Consider the following 13,412-nt stretch of genomic DNA (forward strand, 5'->3'; position numbering starts at 1 on the left):
TCCTGAAGTTTTGTATTATATTTATATATGCTGATGTTAATGAAACTTTGACTCAACAAAAGAGTTTACATATGCCTGCATTTCCAGCTTTGATTGAAGTGTTTCCGCATGATCCACCATATGCTGCTGTTCTTTTTCCGGCAGGGAAAAGAAGTAATCCATTGCCTGGTATTCTTCCAATGCCAATCCAAAACCAACAGGCAATTCAACGCCACGAGAGTACTTTTTCATTGATGTCTCCTTGTATTTTATTATTTTTTATTATTATTGTATTTTTTTTATAGATCTATGCAGAAACCGGTATAATAATTAGATTCTAAATTTAATTGATGTTTACCCGTATGATGAAACCATAAAAAGGAGGGATCCAATGATTTTAAGTGTAAGCCGCAGAACTGATATTCCGGCGTTTTATTCTGACTGGCTGCTCAATCGTTTAAAAGAAGGATATGTACTGGTTCCAAATCCAAGAAATCCATCCCGTTACAGCCAGGTGCAGCTAAGTCCGCAAACTGTGGACTGCATCGTGTTCTGGACCAAAAATCCAAGAGAAATGATTTTGAAGCTTGACACCATATCCGCAATGGGATATGATTTTTATATTCAGTTTACTCTTACGCCTTATGGAAGAGAGGTGGAAGCGTTTCTGCCGGATAAAAAAGAGCTAATTGAAACTTTTCAAAAACTTAGTGCAATCCTTGGTCCTAAACGTGTTATCTGGCGGTATGATCCAGTAATTTTAACTGATCAGATGGATGTAGCCTATCATTTAGAATGTTTTGAGAAAATGGCCGGTTTGCTGCAGGGCTGCACAGAAAGATGCGTGTTCAGTTTTCTTGATTTCTATGCCAGGCTGGGAACTACTTTACGGGAATTGGGAGCCTTTCCCATACAGGAAGGTGACATGTTCCGGATCGGTGAAGGGTTTTCACAGAGTGCACATAAGTATGGAATCCAACTGTCAACCTGCTGTGAATCTGTGGATCTAAGCCAGTTTGGTATTACTCATGCTTCCTGCATTGACGGTGACTTAATCGAAGAACTGACAGGCTGCAGACTTCGCAAAAGGAAGGATACCGGACAGCGTCCCGGCTGTGGGTGCATGGAAAGTGTGGATATCGGCAGTTATGACAGCTGTGCTCATGGCTGCAGATATTGTTATGGAGTTTTTTCTCAGGAACGTGCACGAAAGAACAGGGAGAACCATGACCCGAAGGCGCCTGTATTATTTGGTTCTCTGCCTGAAAATGTAATTATAACACAACGGCCCGTAAAATCATTAAAGGATGGACAGATGGACTTTTTACATCTCCTTTCGTAGTTTTCACATCATGTCAGTATCTTTCTTTCTGCTGTCTGTCTCTGAATTTTCTTTACAGTAAAATCATAAGTCCCAGGACATAAAACATATATTAAATAAAGCTGCCCGTTTGGAAGACAAGCAGGATATCAGACGGGCAGCAGTTATGCTTTTTGAGGGGAGGATCAGATTCTGAATAATCAAAAACGGATAGCCTGGAAAAAAATCAGGCTGCTTTCTTTAAGCAGCAAATTTACATTGCTGATCCTTGGGGTTCTGATGGTGCCCATTGGAATTTTTCTTCTGCTTTTTTTTCATAATATGGAAGTGTCCTTATATAAAGATGGACAAACACAGATGATGTACGAACTGGATAAAAGCTGTCAGAATGCGGAGCAGATTGCTGTAAACTGTAAATTATCCGCTGAGATCATTGTAAATAATGAATCGATTAATGATTTCTTAAATCAGATTGCTTCCGACAAGAAGTTCAGCTTTATGGATATTCTGGATTTTTACGGGAAGGAAATCAGCGGAGTCCAGAAGATTGTTAAAAGCAATCCATATATATATAAGCTGAGAATGTTTGTTCATTCCGAATCTGTGAAAGAAATTATTCCCCTGCTTTATAAAGAGGACAGGATTGCGGACTTAAAGTGGGGAAAGGATGGAGTGCCGGCAACCGGAACCTGGTGTTTTGACTATGTGGATACTCTGGAACAGGAGGAGGATCCCCAGCATATACCACGAATTGCCTCTCTGATTACAAGGCTGAATGATTACCGGTACGGACGGTATGGAATTGTGGAATCCGCAGTGACTATGGAAAATATGTTTCCGGATCTCTATCATTCCACGGTATCGGACAGGACCTGTTTTGTGGATCAGGCAGGGACCATTTACAGCAGTCCGGAATTATCGGATCTTTTCAATAGTCAGAAGAAAGATATTATGGATTTTCTGAACAATCAGGATCAGGCAGAGTTGAATAGGAACGGTGCTGTCTGTAAGAGAACGAGACTTGGCGGGGAAGAGGTGATAGCTGGCTATGTAAAGATTAAATCCATTCAGGGTTACTTAATACGAATCGTTTCCACGAAAAATGATGAGATGATCCTTCGTTCTTCCAGAATTGAAATCCTCCTTCTCTGGATTGCCATTGTTATTGTTCTTCTTCTGTTTTCCAACAGGCAGGTTACTCACATACTGAGGCAGTTTTATGAGATTTATAATACGGTATACCGGGTTCAGCAGGGGGATTTAGAGGTCAGGGTCCAAAATATGAGCAGAGACGAATTTGGAGTTTTGGGAATAGAAATAAACACCATGCTGGACCGGATACAGAGACTGATGGAAGAAACCCTTCAGCGTGAACTGCTTGTAAAAAATTCCCAGATTAAGGCACTGCAAAATCAGATCAACAACCATTTTATCTACAATGTACTGGAATCAGTAAAAATGATGGCGGAGATTGATGAAAAATACGAGATCGCAGATACGGTTTCTTCTTTTGGACAGCTTCTTCGTTACAGCATGCGATGGAAAACAGGTTATGTAAAAGTAGAAGAAGAAATTGAACATATCAGGAATTATCTGGCTTTGGTGAATTTATGGTATGACGACGAGATATGTCTGCGTATGGAAATTCCCCAGGAGATTCTATTCCAGGAGATACCAAAGATGTCACTGCAGCCAATTGTTGAGAACTCCATAAGTCACGGAATGCGGGAATATACACAGGATACCAATATCTATATGGAGGGAGAGATCATTGGAGGGGATTGTTACATACGAATAACGGATTTCGGCTGCGGAATGGATGAAGGGGAACTGTTACAGCTGAACAAGCGTCTAACTGGGGAAAGAGAGGATCAATCCGGGCAGGAGAACGGAATCGGATTAAAAAATGTCCATGACAGACTGCAGATTGGTTTCGGGACGGGGTATGGAATCGTCATTGAATCAGAAAAGCATCATTATACCCGGGTTACAATAAAAATTCCTTATCAGAAAAGAAAGCGGGGGCTTATATGAAAAATGTACTGGTTGCGGAGGATTGCAAAATAATCAGAAAGGGAATTTCTGCCATGCTTGCCAGGTGCCAGGTTCCCATTGACCAGATTATAGAATGTAAGAATGGACAGGAGGCACTGGAAATTGCAGGTAATATGCCTGTTGATGTTTTGATTACGGACATACGGATGCCTGAGATGGATGGAATCACATTGGTTAAGGAGCTTCAAAAAACCAGATACATACCAAGAATTGTTGCAATCAGCGGATATGATGATTTTTCCTTTGCGGTTGATTTATTGCGGTGCGGGGCAAGAGAATATCTGCTAAAGCCTGTAAAACGGGAAGAACTGAATGCTATTATGGTAAAGCTGGAGGCAGAAATCCAACAGGAGTCAGTGCAAAGACGGGCCAAAAAGGCATTGTGCAGCAGTCAGTTAAAAAGAATTCTTTTGTCCGAGAATATTACACAGGAGGAGATGGAAGAAGCAGAGCGTCTCAGCAGGTTTTATAATACGGAATTTTCCGTTGTCTGCGGGAATGAAAGATTGAAAAACTGGAGCAATGATCAGATGTTTTCCTTCCCGGATCTGGAGGGACACTATGTAGTTTTAATGGCTGCAAAAGATGCCGGAAATTTTCTGTTAAAAAAGAATGAGGAAGGTATTTTTGGAATCAGTGAAGCTTATGAAGGACTTAGGAATCTAAGAAGAGCTTATGAGGAAGCAAGGCAGCGCAGACTCCGTCTGTTTAGTATGCAAAAAGAGGATACCGGACCCGGATGCAGTTATGTAATATCACCTAATGAACTGGAATGCTTTGTACAGAGGATCGGCACCCAGAAAAACACAAAAAATGAATTGTTTCTTCTTGCAATGGCAGACAGGATAAAAAAAGGAGAAATAGAAGGGATATGGTTTCAGGAGCTGATTAGTCAGATTGCTGCAAGGGTAAAAGAATTTTACGGCAGAATCCTGGGAGCAGAAGAAATATTGCCGGGGAATCTTTGCCATATGCTTGCTTTTGACAACATTGATGAATACTGTACAGAAATCAGACGTGTATTATTAAGGATCAATCAAAGAGCGCTCAAAGAAAATGATGATTATAAAAATCGCATAAAGATGGAGCAGGCACTTGCCTATATGAATGAGAATTACCCCAGGAACATTAACATGGCTATGGTATCCAACTATATTTCCATGAATTATACGGTATTTTCCATTGCCTTTAAGGAATACACGGGAGATAACTTTGTTTCCTATTTACGAAAGATCCGTATGAACGAAGCGAAGAGGCTGCTGTCTGAAACGGATTTAAAGATTGGTGAGATCGGATCCATGACAGGCTATGAGGATTCCAAGCATTTTATGAAAACGTTTAAATGGACCACCGGTGTCACTCCCAGTGAATTCCGTAAAAATTCAAGGAGAAAAGGAGGGGGAATTGAAAATATCACACCAAAAACGAAAATAGGAACATTTTAATTCAGCCTTTGTTCATCTACAATAGAATAGTAGCAGATAGTTGCCCCGGGTTTATGACCTGGGAGATGATTGGGTGGAGGTTTATAGATGAGAAAAAGACACAGCAAATTGACTGCGCTTCTTACCGTGAGCGCAATGACGCTGACTCTTCTTTCCGGATGCCAGAAAGCGGCACCGGCCGAAGGGACAGTACAGACGAGCAAGGCGGAGGAGACTAAGGTAACGGCAGCAGAGACATCGGCAGCAGAAGAGACAAAGGCAGCAGAAGAAGCGGGGTCCACACCGAGGAAAGAGACCCTGTACTTTAATGGACAGCAATGGGGGACAATCAATGACTGGAATCCATTAAGCTCCAATTCAAACAATGCAATGGCTATAGCCCAGCAGGATAATGCCAGAGAGATCGTATATGAGACACTTTTCATGTATAACATGCTTGACGGGAAACTCTATGGACTGCTGGGGAAAGATTATTCCTGGAATGACGGGCAGACAGAACTGACTATAACCTTAAATCCGGATGCAAAGTGGAGCGATGGTACTCCGGTGACTGCACAGGATGTGTCATATACCTTTGACTGCCATAAAAAGTATGCGACTGCCCAGGGCAGTGATTATGCCAATTATATTGAATCGGTAGATGCTAAAGACGAACATACCGTTATTTTTAAAGCTAAGTTAGATGAAACAGGTCTTCCTGTGAATCCGTTAAAGGTAGTAGAATATGTTCCCAAGATCTATGTGCTGCAAAAAGCCTATCTTCAGAAGGTGGAAGAGCGCAATGGGAATGATGCAGACAAAATCAAACAGGACCGTATGGATGATTTTGTTTCCTCCGGACCTTATAAATCCTATTACAATGACGATCAGAAAGTCGTCTTTGTAAGAGATGATAATTATTGGGGAAAGGCCTTATGGGGAAAACTTCCCGCACCGAAATACATAACCCATGTAATCTATGAGAATAATGCCGCAGGGGATACTGCATTTAAATCAGGAGAGGTGGATGTATCCCAGCAGTTTATTACCAATGTTCAGAAGCTTTGGGAAGAAGATGGTCTTCCTATTTCCACCTATATTGATGAAGCACCCTATGGTGTCTGTGCCACCATGCCTACCGCATTCTTTAATGTGGAGGTGCCGGGTCTTGACCGGAAGGAAGTGAGAAAAGCCATTGCCATGGCGGTTGATTATGATCAGATTATTGCCTCCGCCATGTCCAATCAGTCCCCCAACTTTAAAGATGTACCGCGTTCCATCATGAACCCCACATCTGCAGAGCAGTCACTGGTGAATCAGGATGCACTCAAGGATTACCAGTTTACAGGCAATGATGTGGAAGGGGCGAATGCTCTCTTAGACAAGGCAGGAATTGTAGATAAGGATGGAGATGGAATCCGTGAGATTGACGGGAAGAATCTTTCCTTTAAAGCAGAATGTCCGGACGGCTGGACCGACTGGAATGCATCACTGGAGATTGTTGCAGCAGCAGGAAGCAAAATAGGAATCAACATTGAAACTTATTTTCCGGATGCCAATACTTTCTATGATGATATGACTACCAGAAAATTCGATATCTGCATGTGGAACCCACCGGCAGCCTCCGTTGCTAACCCATGGGGCAGAGCCATGGCCTTCATGTCCACGGATTATGCCAACTTAAAGGTAAACTGGACTGGTAACTACGGCGGATACATTAATGATAAGGCAAACGACCTTTTAAAGAAGATTCCATTAGAGACCAATAAGGATACTCTGAAAGAATATTATACCGAACTGAGCAGGATTTATTTAGATGAGGTTCCTTCCTTCTCCCTGATGTACAGACCGATGCTGTTCCACGCGGTGAATGAAAGCGTATGGACCGGCTTCCCGCAGCTTGATGACGGAGACAATATACCGCCGACGGACTGCACTGATGGCTATGGAATTGCAGCACTTTATAATCTGGTGAATGTTAACTGACAGAGAATACTAAAGGGGTGAGACTTTGACAGGATATAAAAAATATTATACCAATAAAATCATCTGGTATCTGATAACTCTGGTGATCGCTGTTGTGCTGAATTTTGTTCTTCCCAGACTGATGCCAGGTGATCCGGTCTCAGCCATTGCGGCCAGAGCGGTAGACGGCATGACCGATTCTACCGCAATTCAGGCCGTATATGAGGACTATGCGGAGAAATTCGGCGTTAATCTGCCGATGAGCACTCAATTTCTTATTTTCTTAAAGAACGCTGTCAGAGGGGATTTTGGAGTTTCGTTCAGCCAGTATCCCAGAACAGTAAGCGATATTATCTCCTCCTCTGTATGGTGGACCGTCTGTCTTCAGCTTCCTGCAATATTATTGGGCTGGATTCTTGGGAATGTTCTTGGAGCCATTTCCGCGTATAAAAAAGGTATATTTGATAAAGGAATACTACCCGCATTTTTATTTATGAGTAATGTACCTGCTTTTGGCATGGCGACTATTCTTCTTTATGTTTTTTCCCTGAAGCTTGGTCTGGCACCTTCCAGCGGCGGCTATGGATTTGACTTGATTCCTGCAGCCAGCCTTACATTTTTCCGTTCTGTACTGGCTCATTATCAGCTGCCGTTCTGGTCAATTGTTCTTATTACAGTAGGAGGCCAGGCGATCGGAATGCGTTCCATGTCAATCTATGAACTGAATGCTGATTATGTAAAATACAGCCGTTTTATGGGAATCAAAGACAGGAAAATCGTAGGATATGTGTTCCGCAATGCCATGCTCCCCCAGATTACGGGTCTTGCCATGTCTATCGGAACCATGATTGGAGGAGCGCTGGTTGCGGAGATCATATTCAGCTATCCGGGCCTTGGAACCACACTGCTTGCAGCTGTGAAAGGCAGGGATTATCCATTAATATCTGCATGTACACTGATTATTACAGTGATGGTTTTGCTGGCTAATTTATTCGTGGAACTGATTTATGGAGTCATTGATCCCAGGATCAAGGCTGCTCAGCAGGATTAGGAGGGTGAGTGATGAAAAACCAGATCAGACAGATTTTCCATTCCCCTAAATTTACTTTGGGATTTACTATTTTTGCATTATTGCTCCTGCTGACGATCTTCTATCCTTTGATTGTGACGGATGATCCTTTGGAAATGGTTGGGCAGGGGAACTTTTTTAAACCAGGAACCTATATATCTGTTAAGGAAGCGGTGGATACAGATCCTTATACGTTAAACTTACATACATCAACCAGCAGACTGGAAAAAAATTTAAGCATGGATGAACGAATGGCAATGGCAGACTGGCTGCAACAGTTTGCAGGTCTGTCTCCAAAGGAGGTGGATGTGACGGATGCAGATGGGCTTGTATCCCTGTGGAAGGAACATTATGATTCTGCCAGTGAGCAAAAGGGCCTGATTGCTGCCAGAAAAAAGTATTTCAGCAGGCTGGATAAAAAGATTCAGGGACTGCTTGAGAACAGCGATGTTCTTGTAGCGGAAAAGAATGAGGAAACGGGGGAAGTGTCAGTTAAGAAGACCATTCCATCAACCTCTTATGTGAATGTTTCCGAAGTGGGGAGCAAGCGGGTCTTTATACTTGGAACAGATAATTTTGGACGTGATGTTTTAACGGAGCTGGTGGCAGCCATAAAAACTTCCTTAAAGATAGGTTTCATTGCAGGACTGATCGCCACTACCATCGGGCTTTCTCTCGGCCTTATTGCCGGCTATCTGGGAGGATTTATCGATGACTTAATCCTGTTTATCACTAATTTATTTACTGTGATACCCAGCTTTATCCTGCTCATTCTGATATCCTACAGCATTGGTAAAAATGCCAGAGGGGTAATGATGGTGGCGGTTATTATCGGACTCACCTCCTGGACCTGGACGACAAGATCGGTCCGTTCCCAGGTAATCTCCCTTCGAAACAGGGATCATGTGAATCTGTCAAAGCTTTCGGGACATAGTCTGGTCCGGATTATCCTCACGGATATTCTACCCTATATTGCTTCCTACGTTGTGATGGCACTGATTTTACAGATATCTTCAGGTATTCTTGCGGAGGCACAGCTGTCTATGATCGGACTTGGACCTGCTACGACGACAGTATCGACTCTTGGTTTAATGATGAACTGGGCAATGTCTTACAGTGCCCATTTAAATGGGGACTGGTGGGCATATTTTCCTGTCATTCTTTCCATTGCACTGATTTCATTTTCCTTGAATCTGATGAATACGGGCCTGGATCAGATATTTAATCCGCAGCTAAGAGAGTGAGGGGATAAAAAGTGGGAAAGACAATGCTGGAAGTGGATCATTTAAAAACAAAATATATAACTAGATTCGGAGAAAATATCTTTGCAGTTGACGGGATATCACTTAAAATAGAAGAAGGAAAATCACTTGGAATTGCAGGGGAATCAGGATGCGGAAAGTCCACACTGGCACTGAGTCTGATGGGGTATTACTTTGCACCTCTTCATTACCAGAGCGGAACCATAAAAGTGGACGGGGTGAATATAACTGCCATGAAGCCGGATGAGATCCGCAAGAAAGTCCTTGGGAATGAAATCGCCTATATCCCCCAGGCAGCCATGAATGCCCTGAATCCAACACAGAAGATTATCTCCTTTATTGAGGACGTAGTCCGGGCGCATGATTCCGGAATCGCCAGAAAAGACATCTATGACCTTGCGAGACAGCGGTTTGAAGTTCTGGGCCTTCCGGAGAGTGTTTTAAACAAGCATGCAGTGGAACTGTCCGGGGGCATGAGACAGAGGACAGTCATAGCCATATCCACCATATTATCACCGAAAGTGCTGATTGCCGATGAGCCCTCTTCAGCCCTTGATGTGACTTCTCAGAAGATGGTAATTAAAATGCTTCGAAGCTTAATGGAAAAGGGTTTTATTAAATCCATGATATTCATCACCCATGAGCTTCCTCTTCTTTACAATGTTACGGACGAGATCATGGTGATGTATGCCGGACAGATCGTGGAGCACGGAACTGCCAGAGAGATGGTTTTTGATCCTCTTCATCCATATTCCAGAGGCTTAATGGGCTCCATTCTGGTACCGGAAGAGGGGGTAAGAGGGGCGAAGCTCACTGCCATACCAGGCACTCCGCCTAACTTAAAAAAACCGCCGAAAGGCTGCCGTTTTGCGGACCGCTGCCGCTACGCAAAGCCTGCCTGCATGCTTCATCAGATAGCGGAGAGCCATCTGGAAAATGGACGGATGTTCCGCTGTTATCTGGAAGAAAAGGAATTAAGGGAGGTCTGCAAGGATGAATGATGAAAAGAAGCAAGAACAGAACCTTTCCTGTCTGAGCGGCTCCGGTGTCACTAAGATCTTTGGAATGGGTAAGGAAAAAACGGTTGCGGTGGACCACGTAGATTTTCAGTTTCAGGAGGGGGAGATTGTATCCATTGTGGGAGAGAGCGGTTCCGGGAAAACCACCCTGTCAAAAATGCTCCTCGGACTCATCAGTGTCACGGAAGGGGAGATTTGTTTTCAGGGAAAGCCCCGGGATATCAAAGGATATAGAAAGAAAAAAGAGTACTGGAAGGGGATCCAGGCGATTTTTCAGGATCCGTTTTCTTCCTTTAATGTCTTTTATAAAATAGATCAGGTTCTTTTGGACTGTATTAAAATGAGAGGGGGAGGAAGGCTTCCGTATGAAAAGAAAGTGGAGATGATGACGGAAGCCTGCAGCTTTGTAAACCTCAAATTTGAAGAGCTGACCAACAAATACCCCTTTGAGCTTTCCGGAGGTCAGATGCAGAGACTGATGATCGCCAGGATTTTTCTTCTGAAGCCGGCAATATTGCTGGCAGATGAGCCCACTTCCATGATTGATGCATGTTCCAGGGCTACTATACTGGATATGCTTTTAAAACTGAGGGATGAGATCAATATGACGATTATTTTTATCACTCATGATATTGGGCTTGCTTTTTATATTTCAGATTCCATCTACATCATGGAGCATGGAAAATTTGTGGAATCAGGTACTGCAGAGTCAGTAATTTTAAATCCTAAAGCAGCCTATACAAAAAGGCTTATTAACGATGTACCCAAAATACATGAGGAATGGGATTTATCGACGGTCTGATTCTGAGTAAAGGAGAATGGATGATAAAAAGGGAAATAGATAAAACTTTTGTAATGCGCATTGCATCAGAAGAGCAATGGTATCCGGCAACAGTACCGGGCAGCGTATATGGAGATCTTCTGGCTAATGGGGTGATGGAAGATCCTTACTGGAGAGATAATGAATTAAAAGCTCTGGAGGTTATGAAGGAAGATTTTGAATACGTGGGCGTGTTTGACGGGGATGAGGCGGTTCTTAATCAGGAAAAAATCTACCTGCACTTTAATGGACTAGACACTCTGGCGGATGTATACTTAAATAACACCATTCTTGGCAGCGTCAATAACATGCACCGGGAATGGGAGTTTGATGTAACAGATGTGATAAGGCAGAATGGGAACGAGCTACGGATCATCTTTCATTCTCCGACCAGATACATAGAGGAAGAATACAAGAAGGAAAAAATCGGTGGTTCTGAGGATGCCATGCGGGGATTTTCCAGGCTGAGAAAAGCGCACTGTATGTTTGGCTGGGACTGGGGTCCCAGACTTCCGGATGCCGGGATCTGGAGAGAAATTTACTTAATCGGTGTAACAGGTGCCCGTTTAAACAGCGTTTCTGTTACGCAGCGCCATGAGCAGGAAGGGGTATATCTGGGGTTTAAGGTTTTTTTGGACCAAATCAGAGATAACAGCCTGATTGATTGGGAAAAGTATGACATGGAGCTTAAGGAAGAGGGCTATGCTCTTCGTATTACGGTTACAGATCTTACAGATGAAAGCAGCAGGACAGTCCGGATATTTCGGGGTAAAACAGAAGAGATTCTCATTGAAAACCCGAAGCTATGGTGGCCCAATGGATATGGAGAACAAAATCTTTATTCGGTCCTGGTTCAGCTTTTCAACGGGGATGAGGAGATTGATTCCTGGGAAAAGAGAATCGGTCTTCGGACTCTTACGGTACGCAGATCAAAAGATAAGTTTGGTGAATCCTTTGCCCATGAAGTGAATGGAATTACCTTTTTTGCCATGGGGGCAGACTATATCCCGGAGGATTGTATTTTAAGCAGATGCAGTGAGACGAGGACCAGAGATTTACTAAACCAGTGCAAGGAAGCGAATTTTAATGTAATACGTGTCTGGGGAGGTGGTCATTATCCCTATGATTCGTTTTGGGATATTTGTGATGAGCTGGGTCTGGTGGTATGGCAGGATTTTATGTTTGCCTGCGCGAATTATGACTTAACGGAGGAATTTGAGGAGAATGTCCGAAGGGAGGTCATTGATAATATCCGTAGAATCCGGCATCACCCCAGTCTTGGGCTCTGGTGCGGCAACAATGAGATGGAGATGTTTACAGATGCGGGGATATGGGAGAGTACACCCAGGCAGAAAGCCGATTATATCAAGCTGTATGAATATATCATTCCAAAGATATTAAAGGAGGAGGATCCCCAGACCTTTTACTGGCCGGCCAGTCCCTCATCCGGAGGTAGCTTTGACAATCCAAACGATGAAAACAGGGGAGATGTTCATTATTGGGATGTATGGCATGGAAACAAGCCCATTACGGAGTATCGCAAATTTTATTTCCGTTATGTGTCTGAATTTGGATTTCAGTCATTTCCGTCCTTAAAGACAGTGGAAACATTTACGGAGGAAGAGGACAGAAATATATTTTCCTATGTCATGGAGAAGCATCAGCGCAATTCCACGGCTAATGGGAAGATTATGAATTATATGGAACAGACCTTTCTCTATCCGGGGGATTTTGATACGCTGCTTTATGCCTCCCAGCTGCTGCAGGCAGAGGCCATCCGCTATGGAGTGGAGCACTTTCGAAGAAACAGAGGCCGCTGTATGGGAGCTATTGTGTGGCAGCTCAATGACTGCTGGCCGGTTGCTTCCTGGTCCTCCATTGACTACTGCGGAAGATGGAAAGCACTTCATTACTATGAAAAACGGTTTTTTGCACCTCTTTTGTTATCCTGCGAGGAGGAAGGCATCCTTACCCAGGATCCAAATCCCAATGCGCAGCCGTATGAGGTGATGAAATCCATACGCCTCTGTGCATCTAATGAGAGCCGTAAAGATGAAAGAGTGACAGCAGTATGGGAGCTGAGAAAAAACACCGGTGAAGTAGTGAAGCACAGCCAGGAGGAATACATGCTTCCAAAGCTTTCTTCTCTGTGGTTTGAAAAGGTTTCCCTGCAGGAAGCAAGTCTTTATGAGGATTATGTAAGTTTCAGCCTGGAGCAGGACGGGAAAATCGTGTCCAGTGGAACTGTTTTGTTCTGTCCGCCCAAACACTATCGTTTTATTGATCCGGAACTGACTGTCCGTTCAGAAGGGGATAGTCTGGTGGTAACTGCAAAGGCTTATGCCAGATCAGTGGAGATCCGCAACAAAAAGGACGATCTTCTTTTGAGTGATAATTACTTCGATATGAATCCTGGGGAAAGGAGAATAAGGATTTTGAAAGGACTGCCGGAGGAATTAACTGTGAGAAGCGTTTATAACATCAGATAATCGTTAATC

At 43.4% G+C, this 13,412-nt stretch carries 10 protein-coding genes; 9 read left to right on the forward strand and 1 reads right to left on the reverse strand.

Annotation, left to right across the window (positions count from 1 at the left end):
• Positions 1 to 36 precede the first annotated feature (36 nt).
• Positions 37 to 231: a hypothetical protein gene (locus tag CRO04_RS14410; protein ID WP_097004958.1), complete on the reverse strand. Its 195-nt coding sequence runs from the start codon at positions 229 to 231 to the stop codon at positions 37 to 39.
• A gap of 139 nt (positions 232 to 370) precedes the next feature.
• Between CRO04_RS14410 and CRO04_RS14415 the strand changes: the two genes are divergently transcribed.
• The 9 genes from CRO04_RS14415 to CRO04_RS14455 all read left to right on the forward strand — a co-directional run bounded on the left by CRO04_RS14415 (position 371) and on the right by CRO04_RS14455 (position 13,403).
• Positions 371 to 1,321, forward strand: a complete 951-nt coding sequence (locus CRO04_RS14415; protein ID WP_097004959.1) for a DUF1848 domain-containing protein — start codon at positions 371 to 373, stop codon at positions 1,319 to 1,321.
• 336 nt (positions 1,322 to 1,657) lie between these two features.
• Positions 1,658 to 3,334, forward strand: a complete 1,677-nt coding sequence (locus CRO04_RS14420; RefSeq protein ID WP_166432569.1) for a sensor histidine kinase — start codon at positions 1,658 to 1,660, stop codon at positions 3,332 to 3,334.
• Entirely contained in the window at positions 3,331 to 4,800 is a 1,470-nt protein-coding gene (locus CRO04_RS14425) for a response regulator transcription factor (protein WP_097004961.1), read from the forward strand. The genes CRO04_RS14420 and CRO04_RS14425 overlap by 4 nt, the downstream gene beginning before the upstream one ends.
• An 87-nt stretch (positions 4,801 to 4,887) precedes the next feature.
• Positions 4,888 to 6,765, forward strand: coding sequence for an ABC transporter substrate-binding protein (locus CRO04_RS14430; RefSeq protein WP_097004962.1), 1,878 nt, complete (start codon positions 4,888 to 4,890; stop codon positions 6,763 to 6,765).
• A 25-nt stretch (positions 6,766 to 6,790) separates the two neighbouring features.
• Positions 6,791 to 7,795: an ABC transporter permease gene (locus tag CRO04_RS14435; RefSeq protein ID WP_097004963.1), complete on the forward strand. Its 1,005-nt coding sequence runs from the start codon at positions 6,791 to 6,793 to the stop codon at positions 7,793 to 7,795.
• A gap of 11 nt (positions 7,796 to 7,806) precedes the next feature.
• On the forward strand, positions 7,807 to 9,057 hold the full coding sequence (locus tag CRO04_RS14440) for an ABC transporter permease (RefSeq protein ID WP_097004964.1): 1,251 nt from the start codon (positions 7,807 to 7,809) through the stop codon (positions 9,055 to 9,057).
• 11 nt (positions 9,058 to 9,068) lie between these two features.
• On the forward strand, positions 9,069 to 10,076 hold the full coding sequence (locus tag CRO04_RS14445; RefSeq protein ID WP_166432570.1) for an ABC transporter ATP-binding protein: 1,008 nt from the start codon (positions 9,069 to 9,071) through the stop codon (positions 10,074 to 10,076).
• Positions 10,069 to 10,896, forward strand: coding sequence for an ABC transporter ATP-binding protein (locus tag CRO04_RS14450; protein WP_097004965.1), 828 nt, complete (start codon positions 10,069 to 10,071; stop codon positions 10,894 to 10,896). Before CRO04_RS14445 ends, CRO04_RS14450 begins: the two co-directional genes overlap by 8 nt.
• Positions 10,897 to 10,916: 20 nt before the next feature.
• Positions 10,917 to 13,403, forward strand: a complete 2,487-nt coding sequence (locus CRO04_RS14455; protein WP_097004966.1) for a beta-mannosidase — start codon at positions 10,917 to 10,919, stop codon at positions 13,401 to 13,403.
• Positions 13,404 to 13,412: the final 9 nt, after the last annotated feature.

It is taken from the genome of Lacrimispora amygdalina (genome assembly GCF_900205965.1).
Classification (GTDB): Bacteria; Bacillota; Clostridia; order Lachnospirales; family Lachnospiraceae; genus Lacrimispora; species Lacrimispora amygdalina_A.